Here is a 14,291-nt window from a genome sequence, read left to right on the forward strand (position 1 = left end):
GATTGTTGCGATGCTGGGATCGGTGTTTTTCCGTGCTCTCGCCCTTGTGATATTGGCTTTCGGCGGGGTTTCGGCAGGCTTTGCGGTCCGGGCTGAGCCGATGTCGGGAATCGCCATGCAGGGGGCGCCGGCGCTGGACCCGGGGCGCCAGCATCTGCCCTATGCCGACCCGAATGCGCCCTTCGGGGGCCGGATGCGCATGGGCGAATCGGGCAGCTTCGATTCGCTCAACCCCTGGATCTTGCAGGGCCGCCCGGCCCAGGGGATTTCGGGCTATGTCGTCGAATCGTTGATGCTGCGCAGCTATGACGAGCCCTTCACCCTTTACGGGCTCTTGGCCGAGAGCATCGAGACCGACGCAAGCCGGTCCTGGGTCAGCTTCACCCTGCGCCCCGAGGCGCGGTTTTCCGACGGCAGCCCGGTCACCGTCGCGGATGTGATCTGGTCCTTCGAGACGATCGGCACCCAAGGCGCGCCGCGCTATCAGACCGCCTGGAAGAAGGTGAAGTCGATCCGTCAGACCGGGCCGCGCAGCCTGCGCATCGACTTCACCGAACCCGACCGGGAATTGGCGCTGCTGATGGGCCTGCGCCCCGTCTTGTCGAAAAAGCAGTGGCAAGGCCATGATCTTGCGTCTGAAATGCAAATGGTTCCGATGGGCTCCGGCCCCTATGTCGTTGAAAGCCTGGATATGGGGCGGTCGATCACGCTCAAGCGCAATCCCGATTGGTGGGGCAAGGATCTGCCGATCACGCAGGGGCTGCATCGGCTCGACCGTCTGCGCTGGGATTATTTCGGCGATCAGAACGTGATGTTCGAGGCCTTCAAGGCCGGGGAAATCGACCTTTACCGCGAAACCAACGCCGCGCGCTGGCACGGCGATTACGATTTTCCCGCCCTGACCGAGGGGCGCGTGATCAAGGCAGAGATCCGCAACCATGTGCCCTCGGGGATCAAGGGGCTGGTGATGAACACGCGAAAGCCCGTCTTCGCCGATTGGCGGGTGCGGCAGGCGATGATCCTTGCCTTCAACTTCGAATTCATCAGCAAGACCCTGACCGGCGGAACCGAGCCGCGGATTTCGTCCTATTTCGCCAATTCGGCGCTGGCGATGCAGCCCGGCCCCGCAACGGGCAAGGTGGCGGAGCTGCTGGCGCCCTTTGCCGCCGGTCTGCTGCCCGGAACGCTGGAGGGCTATGATCTGCCGGTTTCCGATGGCAGCCCGCAAAACCGGCGCAACATGCGCGCGGCGCTGCAGCTGCTTGAGGAGGCGGGCTGGCGGGCAGATGCGGACGGGGTGCTGAAAAATGCCGCCGGAATGCCCTTCGGCTTCGAGATCGTTCTGCAGCAGGGCGCCGCCGAATCGCATTCGGTGGTGGACATCTATCTGGAAGCGTTGCGGCGGCTGGGCATCTTTCCGCGGGTGACGGTGGTCGATGACGCGCAGTTTCAGGCGCGCAAGACCAGTTACGATTTCGACATGACCTGGATGTTCGTCGCCACCTCGCTTTCCCCCGGAAACGAGCAATCTCTTTACTGGGGCGCGAAGGCCGCCGAGGCGCCCGGTTCGCGCAACCTGATGGGGATACGGGATCAAGCCGCCGATGCGATGATCGCGGCGCTGCTGTCGGCGCAGGCGCCCGAGGATTTCACCGCCGCCGTGCAGGCGCTGGACCGGGTTCTGACCGCGGGGCGCTATGTGATTCCGATCTGGTATGCGCCGGTCACCCGGATTGCCCATGCGCGGGAGCTTCACTTTCCGGCGCGCGTTCCGCTATACGGAGACTGGCCGGGCGTGACGCCCGATGCATGGTGGCATGAGGCGAAAGAATGAAAGCGTTCCTGCTGATGGTGGCTCTGGCCGCGGGACTTTGCGGCTGCAACACGGTGGCGGGCGTCGGGGCGGATGTGACCGATGGCGCGCACAAGGTGCAAAGCTGGTTCTGACCGCCGATCCGCGGTCGGGACGGAATTTTCCCTTTTCACAGCGCGATTTGCGGCGCAAGATCGAGACCTGCAAAGGGGCTCGCAGAAGGAGGTCGGGATGAAATGGCATCATGTGCAGGACAATTGGCCTGCCTTCTTCGAGGCGATCCTCGACCGCTGGCCCGATGCCGAGGAGGCCGAGCTTGACGAGATCGACGGCGATCAGCGCGCCTTCATCGCCTATATCATCGAGCTGACCGGGCAGGAACCGGAAGAAGCCCGGGCCGACATCCGGGAATGGCTGACGGGCGAGTTGCCCTCGGATGTGGTGATGGACCCGCGTCACGACAATCACTCGATCGCGCTGTCGAAGAAATACGTCCCCGAGGGCGAGGACGAATACGACGACGACGCGCGTTTCGGCAACGAGGACTGATCGGCCACACGACAAGCTGATCCCGCGCGGCTTGCAAGCGCAGCCATCGCGGCTTAGCAAGGCGCATGCTGTCGATCCATCGTTCCGCCCCCCTGGCCCCGCCGCCCGCCGCCTTCAACATGGCGGCCCATGTGCTTGCCCGTGCCGATGAGCTGGCCGATCGCTCTGCGCTGCAGATCGTCGGGCCTTCCGGGGCCGAACGCTGGTCCTATGGCCGGCTGGCGGCTGCGGTGCGGGGCACCGGCACCGGGCTCTTGCACGCAGGCCTCGTGCCCGGGGATCGCGTGCTATTGCGTCTTGGCAACACGCCCGAATTCCCGGTGGCCTTTCTGGGCGCCATCGCGGCGGGGCTGATCCCGGTGCCGACCTCGGCGCAGCTGACCGCCGAGGAGATCACGAAGATGGCGGCGCAGATCGCCCCCGCCGCCGTGATCGCCGGAGAGGGGATTTCACTGCCCGATATGCCGCCGATGATCCTTTCCGAAGCCGATCTGCGCCGGTTCGAAACCCTGCCGCCCTGCGATTATGCGATGGGATCGGCGGATCGGCTTGCCTATATCGTCTTCACCTCCGGCACCTCGGGCTCTGCGCGGGCGGTCTGCCATGCCCATCGCGCGATCTGGGCGCGGCGGATGATGCTTGACGGCTGGTATGGGCTGAGCGGGTCGGACCGATTATTGCATGCCGGTGCGTTCAACTGGACCTATACGCTGGGCACCGGCCTGATGGACCCCTGGACGGTCGGGGGCACGGCGCTCATCCCCGCGCCCGGCACCGATCCGGCCCTGCTTCCATTGTTGCTGCGGCGTTTCGATGCGACGATTTTTGCTGCCGTTCCAGGTGTTTACAGGCAGATCCTGAAGCATCATGCGCAGCTTGACCTGCCGCGTTTGCGCCATGGGCTGACGGCGGGTGAAGCGCTGCCCGCGCTGACGCGGCAGCATTGGACAAAGGCCAGCGGTACCCCGCTTTTTGAAGCGCTGGGCATGTCGGAATGCTCGACCTTCATTTCCTCCTGTCCGGCGAACCCGGCGCCAGAGGGAACGATGGGCTGGCCGCAACCCGGCCGCCAGATCGCGGTTCTCTCGCCCGAGGGCCTGCCGGTGCCCCGCGGCGAAGCCGGGGACCTCTCGGTGCATCGCAGCGATCCCGGGCTTTTCCTGGGCTATTGGGGCGCCGAGGAAGAAGCCCGGGCGAAATTCACCGCCGACGGGGAATGGTTCCGCACCGGTGACATCGTGCGGATGACCGACGCCGGCGCCATCGCCTATCAGGGTCGCGGCGACGACATGATGAACGCGGGCGGTTTCCGGGTCAGCCCGCTTGAAGTGGAGGCCGCCATGGTCACCTGTCCCGAGGCGGGCGAGGTGGCCGCGATCGAATTGCGGCTGTCGGAAGAAACCAGCCTGATCGCCTTGGCCCATACGGGCCCGGCCACGACCGAGGCGCTTGTCGCACATGCCGGGGCGCATCTTGCGCGCTACAAACAGCCTCGAATCTACCAGCATTTTTCGACCCTGCCGCGCAACCGCAACGGCAAGATCGACCGAAAAGCCCTGCGCCAGCTTTGGCCGCCACTTGCAGACAGGCCCTTAACAAAATGATCGCGCTCGATATTTTCGCAGATCCCGTTTGTCCCTGGTGTTACCTTGCCAAGGCGCAACTGGACCGCGCGCTGGAAGCACGTTCCGCACACCCGTTTGTGCTTTCCTGGCATCCGTTCCAGCTCAATCCGACGCTGCCGCCTGAAGGCATGGACTGCGGCGCCTGGCTGCGCGCCCGATTTGGGGCCCAAGCAGACCAGGCCGACCTGCCCGTGCTGGAGGCGGCCCGGGCCGCGGGGGTGGCGTTGAACCTGCCGATAATCACCAGGATGCCGAACACGCTGAACGCCCATCGGCTGCTGCATTGGGCCGGGATCGAAGGGGCCCAGACCCCCGTGATGTCGGCCTTGCTGCGCGCTTATTGGCGCGATGGGCGCGACATCGGGCAGACAGAGGTGCTGGTGCAGATCGCGGCCGATGCCGGGCTTGATGCCGCCATGATCCGACGCCTGCTTGCCACCGAAGCCGACACCGACACGATCCGCCTGCGCGAGACACATGCACGCGAGCGCGGCATCGTCTCGGTCCCGACCTTCATCCTCGACAATACCCATGTGATCACAGGCGCGCAGCCCGCCAGGCTCTGGATGCAGATCATCGACGAGATTGCCGCGGCCTAGCTGCGCGGTCCTGCACGGCAATGTGCGTGAACGCGCACTGGCCTTCGGCGCGCAGTCGGCTATGGTTATGCGCAATTTTGAAAGGCTGTGCATGTCCGACCCTCACGCATCTGCGGCGCCTGCCCGCATCCCCGTTTTCGAATTCACCGCGCTGATGGCGCTTCTGGCGGCGACGGTCGCCTTTTCGATCGACGCGATGCTGCCCGCCCTGCCCGAGATCGCCGCCAAACTCAGCCCCGAGGCGATCAACCGGGCGCAACTTGTGCTGACCTTCTTCGTTCTTGGCATCGGGGTCGGCACTTTCGTCGCCGGACCGCTGTCGGATGCGATCGGACGCAAGCGGACGATCGTCGTGGGCGTGACCATCTTCGTCATCGGGGCGGTGATCGGGGCCCAGGCGCAAAGTCTTGAAGTGCTGCTGGCGGCCCGGTTCGTGCAAGGCCTTGGCGCCGCAGCCCCGCGGATCGTGCCGATGGCGCTGGTGCGCGACATGTATTCGGGGCGCGAGATGGCCAGGGTGACGGCCTTCATCATGATGGTCTTCATCCTGGTGCCCGCGCTCGCCCCTTCGGCCGGGCAACTGATCATCGGCTTCGCGGGCTGGCGCGGCGTGTTCTACGCCTTCATCCTTTTCGCGCTGATCGGGCTCGCCTGGCTGAGCCTGCGTCAACCCGAAACCCTGACCCCCGAGCGGCGCCGCCCGCTGCGCCCGGCCTTGCTCTGGACGGGCACCAAAGAGGTCCTCGGCGATCGCGATGTGCGGCTTTACATCCTGACGATGACACTTGGCTTCGGACAGATGTTCGCGCTTCTTTCCTCGTCACAACAATTGTTTGCGGCCTTCGGTGCAGTTGAGAGCTTTCCGAAATGGTTCGCTTTGATGGCCATTCTGGCGGGGTCCGGCACCGCCTTCAACGCGCTTTTCGTGATGCGTCTGGGGATGCGCCGGATGGTGCGGGGCACCTATATGATGCAGGTCGTCTCCTCGGGCGCGATGCTGGCGCTGGTGCTGGGAGGTGCGGTGACCCCGCCCGACGGTTTCGTCTTTCTTTTCGCCTGGACGGTCACGGTCTTCATGATGGCGGGGATCACCTTCGGCAATCTGAACGCGCTGGCGATGCAGCGGATGGGCCATCTGGCCGGTCTGGCGGCTTCGGTGGTTTCGGCGCTTTCGACGATGGGCGCGGTGCTGATCGCCGCCCCGGTCGGTTTGATGTTCGATGGCACCGCGCTGCCGATCGTCGTTGCGACGCTGAGCTGTTCGACCCTTGCCGTGATCCTGATGGGGTTTGTGCGCGAAAACGGCTAGGGGGCGTCACGCCCCCTTTTTCTTCTCGGCCTTCTTGCCAGCCACAACCTTTTCCGCCAGATCGCGGGCAATCGCGAAGGCGCCCTTGATCTTATCGGCATCATTGGCCCAGTCGCGACGGATCACGACCTTGTTGCCGTTGATTTTCGCCGTCCCTCGTTCGGCGTTCAGGAATTCCACAAGCCCGGCTGGATTCGGGAATTTGTCCAGATGGAACTGCACCGTGGCGCCTTTCGGCCCGGCATCCATGCGCGAGATCTGCGCCCGCTTGCACATCGCCTTGATCCGCACGACCAGCATCAAAGTGTTCACTTCCTTCGGCAGCGGGCCGAAACGGTCGATCAGTTCCGCCGCAAAACCCTCCATCTCGACCTTGCTCGCAAGGTTCGACAGGCGCCGGTAAAGCCCCAGCCTTACATCAAGATCTGGGATGTAACTTTCTGGAATCATGACAGGAACGCCAAGATTGATCTGCGGCGACCAATCCCCGTCACCGGTCGTTTCCGTCAACTCGCCCGATTTCAGCTTCGAGATCGTCTCCTCGAGCATCGCCTGATAAAGCTCGTAGCCGACCTCCTTGATATGGCCCGACTGCTCCTCGCCCAGAAGGTTGCCCGCCCCGCGCAGATCCAGATCCTGGCTGGCGAGCGAAAACCCCGCGCCCAGATTGTCGAGGCTGCCCAGAAGCCGCAGCCGTTTCGTCGCCTGCGGGGTCAGCGGCAGCCGCGGCTTTGTCGTCAGATAGCAATAAGCGCGCTGCTTCGAGCGCCCGACCCGGCCGCGGATCTGATAAAGCTGCGACAGGCCGAACATGTCGGCCCGGTGCACCACCATCGTGTTCGCCGTCGGAATATCCAGCCCCGATTCGACAATCGTCGTCGCCAGCAGCACATCATGCTTGCCGTCGTAAAAGGCGTTCATCCGGTCATCAAGTTCGCCCGCCGCCATCTGGCCATGCGCGACAATGAAACTGACCTCGGGCACATGGGTGCGCAGGAAATCCTCGACCTCGGCCAGATCCGAAATCCGCGGCACGACATAGAAGCTTTGCCCGCCGCGGTAATGTTCGCGCAGCAGAGCCTCGCGAATGGTGACGGTGTCGAACTCGCTCACATAGGTGCGGATCGCCAGACGATCGACCGGCGGCGTGCCGATAATCGAGAGATCTCGCACCCCGGTCAGGCTCAGTTGCAGCGTCCGCGGGATCGGTGTCGCGGTCAGCGTCAGCACGTGGATTTCGGACCGCATCTCCTTCAGGCGTTCCTTGTGCTGAACGCCGAAATGTTGTTCCTCATCAATGATCAACAGGCCGAGGTTGCGAAATTTCACCCCCTTGGCCAGCACCGCATGGGTGCCGATCACGATATCCACCGTGCCATCCGCCAGCCCGTCGCGGGTGGCGTTCGCCTCCTTGGCCGAGACGAAGCGCGAGAGCGGTTTCACCGTCAGTGGCGTGCCGCGGAAGCGTTCGGTGAAGGTCTTGGCATGCTGACGCGCCAGCAGCGTCGTCGGCGCGATCACCGCGACCTGCATGCCGGAACTCGCCGCGACAAAGGCCGCGCGCATCGCCACCTCGGTCTTGCCGAAACCGACGTCGCCGACGATCAGCCGATCCATCGGCCGCCCCGCGGCAAGGTCGCTTACCACATCCTCGATCGCGGCCATCTGATCGTCGGTCTCGGTATAGGGGAAGCGCGCCGCGAAGGCCTCCCAATCATGATGCGCCGCTTCAAGGATCGGCGCCGGGCGCAGCAGCCGTTCCGCGGCAATCCGCATCAGCCGGTCGGCGATCTGCCGGATCCGCTCCTTCAGCTTCGCCTTTTTCGCCTGCCAGGCGCCCCCGCCCAGCTTGTCGAGCAGACCTTCCTCGTGCCCATACCGCGACAGTAGCTCGATATTCTCGACCGGCAGATAAAGCCGGTCGCCCCCGGCATATTCGAGCAGCACGCAGTCATGCGGTGCACCCAGCGCCGTGACCGTTTCCAGCCCCTTGTAACGCCCGACGCCATGATCGACATGCACGACCAGATCGCCGGGGCTCAGGCTTTGCGCCTCGGTCAGGAAATTCTCGGCCTTGCGCTTGCGCCGCGGTTTCGCCACCAGCCGGTCGCCCAGAACATCCTGTTCCGAGATCACCGTCAGCCCGTCCGCCTCGAAACCCGATTCAAGCGCCCAGACGGCCAGACCCACGCCCTCGATACCACGCGCATCCGAAATCAGCTTTGCCCCGGACAGGCCCTCGTCTTCCAATAATCCCTTCAGACGTTCGCGCGCGCCTTCGGACCAGCTGGCGATGACCACCGGCCCCAGCCGCAATCTTGCTTGCACATGATCTTTCAACGCCCCGAAAAGGCTTACATTTTCCAGCTGACGCTCGGGCGCGAAATTTCGTCCGATGCGGGCTTCGGCGTTCAGGATGCCGGGCCCGGGCGGCGCGGGCAAGACTTGCAGCTTCAGCAGCCGATGCTTTGCAAGCTCGCCTTCCCAGCCCTTGCCATCGAGATAGAGCAGGTCGGGCGGCGCAGGTTTGTAGACCGTGTCCAGCCGGTCGCGCCGGTTCATCGCCTCGCGCCGGGTGTCGTATTGATCCGCGATCCCCTCCCAGCGCGCGGCCCGCTGCGGCTCGATCTGATCATCCAGCACCACCGTGGCCGCGGGCAGATAATCGAAAAGGGTCTCCAGCCGATCCTGGAAAAAGCCCAGCCAGTGCTCCATCCCCGCATGTTTGCGACCCGCCGAAACCGCCTCGTAAAGCGGATCATCCGTGCCGCCCGCGCCGAATTCGATCCGATAATTCTGCCGGAACCGGGTGATCGAGGCCGGATCAAGGATCACCTCGCTGACCGGGGCAAAGTCGATCTGGGTCAGCTTTTCCGTCGTGCGCTGGTTTGCCGGATCGAAGCGCCGCGCGCCATCCAGCACGTCGCCGAACAGATCCAGCCGCACCGGGCCGCCTTCGCCCGGGGGATAGATGTCGATGATACCGCCGCGCACCGCATAATCGCCGGGTTCCGACACCGTGGAGACCGGCGAAAACCCCATGCAGACCAGAAAGGCCTTCAGCGCCTTGTCGTCGATCCGCTGCCCGACCCGGGCCGAGAAGCTCGCCCCCGCCACCAGATCGCGCGCGGGCACCCGCTGCGTTGCGGCCGCAAGTGTCGTCAGCAGCACGAAGGGCCCTGTGATCACACCTTTTGCCAAAGCCGCCAGCGTCGCCATCCGCGCCGCCGAAATCTCGGGATTGGGCGAGATGCGATCATAGGGCAGGCAATCCCAAGCCGGGAAGGTCAGCACCACCGCCTGCGGCTCGAAAAACGCCAGCGCCGCCCGCATCGCCTCAAGACGCCGGTCATCCCGCGCGACATGGATAACCGGATGTCCCCTGGCCAGTTCCTTGGCCAGAAGTTTCGCGTCATAGCCCTCGGGGGCACCGGAAAGAAGGAAATGCTGCATGGGCGAGAGGTATCGGAACGCGCGGACCTGTCAAGGCCTCAGCCGAGCGGCGAGAGTTGCAGATTCTGGAACATGCCCCAAAGCGCCGAGACACAGAGCGCGACCATGCCCAGGGCCTGCACCATGACCCGATGCCGGATCAGGATCCGCGCCACCGTCTCCACCGCGGGCGCTTCGGCCAGAACCGGCTCCAACCGGGCGGCGGTGCGCAGGCTCAACAGCCCGACCCCGCTCAGCGGCACGACGATCAGCGCCACGGCCTGGGCGAATTCGACCCCGAAAACGAAGCCCAGCACCACGACCAGGCTGAGCAGGAACGAGACCACCAGCGTCAGCGTCACCCCCGCCTCGCGGCCGATCGCCAGCAGACGGCGCACATTGACGCCGGTCAGCATCAGCATGTCCTCGGCCACCGGCCCGCCTTGGCGCCGCGCCCGCACGATCAGATCGAAGGGCACGCCCAGAACGTAATGCGAGGCCGTGGACCAGGTCACCGCCAGGGCGATCCAGTACCACAGGTTCGAAAACGACCGCATGTCGATCAGGTCGAAGATCGTTTGCAGGATATCCAAGGTCTTGCCCGCCCGTTGCCTGCCCCCGGTTTCGCGCATCGGGGGCCGGGTTGCAAGCACGCCGTCGCGCGGGCGCGACAACAAGCACGCCTTCGCGCGGGCGCGACAATGCGGGGCTTGAGCCAGCCCGCGATCCATGGCACCCACGGCGACGAAGGAGACCGCCCATGACCCTGATCACCCCCCCCTTTCCCACCAATCGCCTGCGCCGGATGCGCCGCACCGAAGCCCTGCGCCACCTCGCCCAGGAAAACCGGTTGTCGGTCAAGGACCTGATCTGGCCGATCTTCATCACCGATGTGCCCGGCGCCGATGTCGAAATCGCCTCGATGCCGGGGGTTGTCCGCCGCACCATGGCGGGCGCGCTGAAAGCGGCCGAGGAAGCCGCGACGCTGGGCATTCCCGCGATCTGCCTTTTCCCCTACACCGATCCGGCGGTGAAGACCGAGACCTGCGAAATGGCCTGGCAGCATGACAATTTCGTCAACCGGGTGATCGCGGCGATGAAGGCGGCGGTGCCCGAAGTGGCGATCATGACCGATATCGCGCTTGATCCCTATAACGCCAACGGCCACGATGGTCTGGTGCGCGACGGCATCATCCTGAACGACGAAACGACCGAGGCGCTGGTGAAAATGGCCCTTGCCCAGGCGGATGTCGGCGCCGACATCCTTGGCCCGTCCGACATGATGGATGGCCGCGTCGGCGCGATCCGGCAAGCGATGGAGGCCGCCGGTCACAAGGATATCGCGATCCTGAGTTACGCCGCCAAATATGCCTCGGCCTTCTATGGCCCGTTCCGCGATGCGGTCGGCGCCTCGGGCGCGCTCAAGGGCGACAAGAAGACCTATCAGATGAACCCCGCCAACAGCGCCGAGGCCCTGCGCAATGTCGCCCGCGACATCGCCGAGGGCGCGGATATGGTGATGGTGAAGCCGGGCATGCCCTATCTCGACATCGTGCGTCAGGTGAAGGACGCCTTCGGGATGCCCACCTATGCCTATCAGGTCTCGGGCGAATATGCGATGCTGATGGCGGCGGTGCAGAACGGCTGGCTCAACCATGACAAGGTGATGCTGGAAAGCCTGATGGCCTTCCGTCGCGCCGGCTGCGATGGCGTTCTGACCTATTTCGCCCCCGCCGCGGCAAAGCTGATCGGCGCCTGACCGCGCATCTTTCCGCTTCGGCCGCGGGCGCAAGTGACAAGCGCCCGCGGCTGCGCTAAGCTTCCCTCAACCGGGCCGCGCAGGCCCGGACGGATAAGGAGCGAGCAGATGACAGAACTTACCCGACGGTCCCTTCTCGTGCTTGGTGGCGCCAGCCTTGGCCTTGCCGCCTGCGGCAATGGCGTGGGCTCGAATGGCGGCACCACCATTGATGCGCGCGTCGATGCCACCCGAGACTACATGTTGCGCAGCTTCCCCTCGACGCAGCAATTGCTGAGCAAATCGGTCGGTGTGCTTTACATGCCGCTGATGACCGAGGCGAGCTTCGGCTTCGGCGGCGCTTTCGGGCGCGGCGCCTTGCGGATCAACGATGTGACGGTGGATTACTATTCCGCCGCCTCGGCTTCGGTCGGCTTCCAGATCGGCGCGCAGCAATATGCGCATGCGCTGTTCTTCATGACCGAAAAGGCGCTGGCCGATTTCCGCCGCGCCGATGGCTGGGAGCTCGGCGCCGATGCCCGCTATGCCCTGCCCGATGGCGGCGCGGCGATCGGCACCGACACGACAACGACCCTCGCCCCGGTGGTGGTGCAGGTCTTCGGCCAATCCGGCCTGATCGTCGGCGCCTCGCTGGCCGGAACGAAATACACCCGCATCATTCCCTGAGCGGCCCTTCCAAAAACCCGAAAGGCGCGGATTTTTCCGCGCCTTTTTCAAATTCCTGCAGGGCGAAGCTGAGTCTCAGCCGCCATAGATGATCTTCACGTAATTCATCGTTTCCTGATAGTTCGGCACGCCGCCCGCCTTGTCCACCGCCTCGGGCCCGGCGTTATAGGCCGCCAGCGCCAGACGCCAGTTGCCGAACCGGTCATACATCATCCGCAGATAGCGCGCGCCCCCCTCCAGGTTTTCCAGCGGGTCATTGGCATTCACCCCCCAGAAGCTGCGCCGTGCCCGGCATCAGCTGCGCCAGCCCCGTCGCCCCTTTCGGCGAGACCGCCCCGGGGTTCCAGCCGCTTTCCTGCTGCACAAGGCGCAGGAACAGATCCTCTGGCACGCCATGACGGCTGGCCGCGGCCTTGGCATGGGCCAGATATTCGCCCTTGTAGCGGCCGCTGTAGCGCGGCACGGCAGCCGTCGCCTCGCCGCCGCCCTTGGGGGCATCGGGGCGCAACCGCGACGAGAAATCATACTGCCCCGCCAAACGGGTATCAAGAAGCGCAAACTGGTTGCGCCGCACCGTGGATTGCGATTTCGAGGAGGCCCGCCCCAGCACCAGCCCTTCGGCATCGGCCCGTTCGACGGCCGCGGGACTGACCGTCACCGCCATCGCAAGTCCAACCACTGCAACGATTATTCGCATCCGCACCCCTGCAAGCACACCTGCCCGGCGCAACTATAGGGGCAATCCCGCGCTTTGCCTAGCGTCTTGCGCAGCGGCGCAAAGTCTGGGCAAACTATTGCCCAACGGCCTCTGGCCTGCGCCGTGCCGGTGTGATTTGGCAGGGCAGATAAAGGAATCGCCGGCAATCCCGGCCAAAACGGAGTATTTCATGGCAGGCGTCAACAAGGTCATTCTGGTCGGCAATCTGGGCCGCGATCCGGAGGTGCGCACGTTTTCGAATGGCGGCAAGGTCTGCAACCTGCGCCTCGCCACTTCGGAAACCTGGCGCGACAAGCAGACGGGCGAGCGCAAGGAACGCACCGAATGGCATTCGGTGGCGATCCTGAACGAGAACCTGGCGAAGATCGCCGAACAATATCTGAAGAAGGGCTCGACGGTCTATATCGAGGGCCAGCTTGAAACCCGCAAATGGACCGACCAGCAGGGCCAGGAACGCTACACGACCGAGGTGGTTCTGCGCCCCTATCGCGGCGAACTCACGCTTCTGGGCGGCCGTGACGGCGGCGGCTCGGGCGGCGGCGGTGGCAATTATGGCGGCGGTTCGCAGGGCGGCGGCTATGGTGGCGGCTACGATGACGGCCCGGGCTATGGCGGGGGTGGCGGCGGCTCCTCGGCCCCCGCGTCGGGCGGCGGCAGCGGCCGCTCGGATTTCGACGACGACATCCCGTTCTGACAACAGGGGGCCGCAAGGCCCCTTTTCTCTTGTGGCCCGTTCTTTGGCGGACAGCGCGCGGGGGCGCTGCCCCGGCCCCCCCGAGATATTTGCAGCAAGATGAAGGGAAAACCGTTGCGGCTTTCACCTTGGCGCAAATATCCCGGGGGGAGGCGAAGCCGGGGGGCAGAGCCCCCCTCGCGCTCAGCCCAAAGCGCGGAGCCGGGCGATCAAGCTCGAAGTGTCCCAGCGCCCGCCGCCCATCTTCTGCACATCCTTGTAGAACTGATCGACCAGCGCCGTGACCGGCAGGCTGGCGCCCGTCTCATTCGCCGTGGCCAGGCAAATCCCCAGATCCTTGCGCATCCAGTCGACGGCAAAGCCGAAATCGAAGCGGTTTTCCGCCATTGTCTTCGAGCGGTTCGCCATCTGCCAGCTGCCCGCCGCGCCCTGGCTGATCACCTCGACCAGATCGGCGCTGTCGAGCCCGGCCTTTTCGGCGAAATGCAGCGCCTCGGCCAGCCCCTGCACCAGACCGGCAATCGCGATCTGGTTGCACATCTTGGCCAGCTGCCCCGCGCCGCTTTCGCCCAGCCGCCGACAGATCCGGGCATAGGCCGCAATCACCGGCTCGGCCGCGGCATAATCGGCCGCGCTGCCGCCGCACATCACCGAAAGAACGCCATTCTCCGCCCCCGCCTGCCCGCCCGAGACCGGCGCATCGACGAAACCCAGCCCCTTTTCGCCCGCCAGCGCCGCCAATTCGCGCGTCACCTGCGCCGAGACGGTGGTGTGATCGACAAAGATCGCCCCCGGCGCCATCTCCGCGAAAGCCCCCGTCGCGCCCAGACAGACCTCGCGCAGGTCATCGTCATTGCCGACACAGGCCATGACGAACTCCGCCCCCGAAGCCGCCTCGGCCGCCGTCGCCGCGCGCTGCCCGGCGTGCCTGTCCACCCAGGCCTCGGCCTTGGCGGCGGTGCGGTTCCACACCGTCACCGCATGGCCGCGCGCCGCCAGATGGCCCGCCATCGGAAAGCCCATCACCCCCAAGCCCAGAAACGCCACCTTTGCCATCGCCCACTCCCTGCACGCGTTTGCGCGTTGAACATTGCCTGGCTGTGACTTAGTAACGCCTGCGCTTGCCC

12 protein-coding genes and 1 pseudogene are annotated in these 14,291 nt (G+C 65.0%); 9 read left to right on the forward strand and 4 right to left on the reverse strand.

The window, feature by feature from the left end; translation table 11 throughout:
- Positions 1–10: 10 nt before the first annotated feature.
- The 6 genes from ACTTAG_RS09575 to ACTTAG_RS09600 all read left to right on the forward strand — a co-directional run bounded on the left by ACTTAG_RS09575 (position 11) and on the right by ACTTAG_RS09600 (position 5,895).
- A complete protein-coding gene (locus tag ACTTAG_RS09575) occupies positions 11–1,834 on the forward strand; it encodes an extracellular solute-binding protein (protein WP_444462114.1) in 1,824 nt (607 codons plus the stop codon).
- Positions 1,831–1,947, forward strand: a complete 117-nt coding sequence (locus ACTTAG_RS09580) for an entericidin (RefSeq protein WP_444462115.1) — start codon at positions 1,831–1,833, stop codon at positions 1,945–1,947. The genes ACTTAG_RS09575 and ACTTAG_RS09580 overlap by 4 nt, the downstream gene beginning before the upstream one ends.
- 97 nt (positions 1,948–2,044) lie before the next feature.
- Entirely contained in the window at positions 2,045–2,362 is a 318-nt protein-coding gene (locus ACTTAG_RS09585) for a hypothetical protein (RefSeq protein WP_444462116.1), read from the forward strand.
- A 65-nt stretch (positions 2,363–2,427) separates the two neighbouring features.
- Positions 2,428–3,966: a class I adenylate-forming enzyme family protein gene (locus ACTTAG_RS09590; RefSeq protein ID WP_444462117.1), complete on the forward strand. Its 1,539-nt coding sequence runs from the start codon at positions 2,428–2,430 to the stop codon at positions 3,964–3,966.
- Positions 3,963–4,586, forward strand: a complete 624-nt coding sequence (locus tag ACTTAG_RS09595) for a DsbA family oxidoreductase (RefSeq protein WP_444462118.1) — start codon at positions 3,963–3,965, stop codon at positions 4,584–4,586. The genes ACTTAG_RS09590 and ACTTAG_RS09595 overlap by 4 nt, the downstream gene beginning before the upstream one ends.
- Positions 4,587–4,677: 91 nt before the next feature.
- Complete coding sequence (locus tag ACTTAG_RS09600) at positions 4,678–5,895, forward strand: multidrug effflux MFS transporter (protein ID WP_444462119.1); 1,218 nt, start codon at positions 4,678–4,680, stop codon at positions 5,893–5,895.
- A 6-nt stretch (positions 5,896–5,901) separates the two neighbouring features.
- On the opposite strand, the gene mfd is transcribed toward ACTTAG_RS09600, so the two are convergent.
- Together mfd and ACTTAG_RS09610 are read right to left on the reverse strand one after the other, a co-directional pair.
- On the reverse strand, positions 5,902–9,348 hold the full coding sequence (gene mfd / locus ACTTAG_RS09605) for a transcription-repair coupling factor (protein ID WP_444462120.1): 3,447 nt from the start codon (positions 9,346–9,348) through the stop codon (positions 5,902–5,904).
- Between the two features lie 38 nt (positions 9,349–9,386).
- Positions 9,387–9,920, reverse strand: a complete 534-nt coding sequence (locus ACTTAG_RS09610; RefSeq protein ID WP_444462121.1) for a component of SufBCD complex — start codon at positions 9,918–9,920, stop codon at positions 9,387–9,389.
- A gap of 167 nt (positions 9,921–10,087) precedes the next feature.
- On the opposite strand from ACTTAG_RS09610, the gene hemB reads away from it, so the two are divergent.
- The gene (hemB, locus tag ACTTAG_RS09615) at positions 10,088–11,086 is read left to right on the forward strand and encodes a porphobilinogen synthase (protein WP_444462122.1); all 999 of its coding nucleotides are present in this window, start codon (positions 10,088–10,090) and stop codon (positions 11,084–11,086) included.
- 108 nt (positions 11,087–11,194) lie between these two features.
- Entirely contained in the window at positions 11,195–11,752 is a 558-nt protein-coding gene (locus ACTTAG_RS09620; protein ID WP_444462123.1) for a YSC84-related protein, read from the forward strand.
- A gap of 75 nt (positions 11,753–11,827) precedes the next feature.
- On the opposite strand, the pseudogene ACTTAG_RS09625 reads toward ACTTAG_RS09620, so the two are convergent.
- Positions 11,828–12,449 (reverse strand): annotated as a pseudogene (locus ACTTAG_RS09625) (lytic transglycosylase domain-containing protein).
- Positions 12,450–12,639: 190 nt separating this feature from the next.
- Between ACTTAG_RS09625 and ssb the strand changes: the two are divergent.
- A complete protein-coding gene (gene ssb, locus ACTTAG_RS09630; RefSeq protein WP_444462124.1) occupies positions 12,640–13,164 on the forward strand; it encodes a single-stranded DNA-binding protein in 525 nt (174 codons plus the stop codon).
- 183 nt (positions 13,165–13,347) lie between these two features.
- Here the strand turns inward: ssb and ACTTAG_RS09635 are convergent, their stop codons facing one another.
- The gene (locus tag ACTTAG_RS09635) at positions 13,348–14,220 is read right to left on the reverse strand and encodes an NAD(P)-dependent oxidoreductase (protein WP_444462125.1); all 873 of its coding nucleotides are present in this window, start codon (positions 14,218–14,220) and stop codon (positions 13,348–13,350) included.
- Positions 14,221–14,291: the final 71 nt, after the last annotated feature.

Origin of the sequence: Rhodobacter capsulatus, from assembly GCF_052363185.1 — a bacterium.
GTDB classification, from domain to species: domain Bacteria; phylum Pseudomonadota; class Alphaproteobacteria; order Rhodobacterales; family Rhodobacteraceae; genus Rhodobacter; species Rhodobacter capsulatus_E.

Bases quoted from the DNA above. Each gene is read 5' to 3' on its own strand.
- ACTTAG_RS09585 (WP_444462116.1), top strand. From the start codon at position 2,045: ATGAAATGGCATCATGTGCAGGACAATTGGCCTGCCTTCTTCGAGGCG.
- mfd (WP_444462120.1), bottom strand. From the start codon at position 9,348: ATGCAGCATTTCCTTCTTTCCGGTGCCCCCGAGGGCTATGACGCGAAA.
- ACTTAG_RS09575 (WP_444462114.1), top strand. From the start codon at position 11: ATGCTGGGATCGGTGTTTTTCCGTGCTCTCGCCCTTGTGATATTGGCT.
- ACTTAG_RS09635 (WP_444462125.1), bottom strand. From the start codon at position 14,220: ATGGCAAAGGTGGCGTTTCTGGGCTTGGGGGTGATGGGCTTTCCGATG.
- ACTTAG_RS09600 (WP_444462119.1), top strand. From the start codon at position 4,678: ATGTCCGACCCTCACGCATCTGCGGCGCCTGCCCGCATCCCCGTTTTC.
- ACTTAG_RS09595 (WP_444462118.1), top strand. From the start codon at position 3,963: ATGATCGCGCTCGATATTTTCGCAGATCCCGTTTGTCCCTGGTGTTAC.
- ACTTAG_RS09580 (WP_444462115.1), top strand. From the start codon at position 1,831: ATGAAAGCGTTCCTGCTGATGGTGGCTCTGGCCGCGGGACTTTGCGGC.
- hemB (WP_444462122.1), top strand. From the start codon at position 10,088: ATGACCCTGATCACCCCCCCCTTTCCCACCAATCGCCTGCGCCGGATG.
- ssb (WP_444462124.1), top strand. From the start codon at position 12,640: ATGGCAGGCGTCAACAAGGTCATTCTGGTCGGCAATCTGGGCCGCGAT.
- ACTTAG_RS09590 (WP_444462117.1), top strand. From the start codon at position 2,428: ATGCTGTCGATCCATCGTTCCGCCCCCCTGGCCCCGCCGCCCGCCGCC.
- ACTTAG_RS09620 (WP_444462123.1), top strand. From the start codon at position 11,195: ATGACAGAACTTACCCGACGGTCCCTTCTCGTGCTTGGTGGCGCCAGC.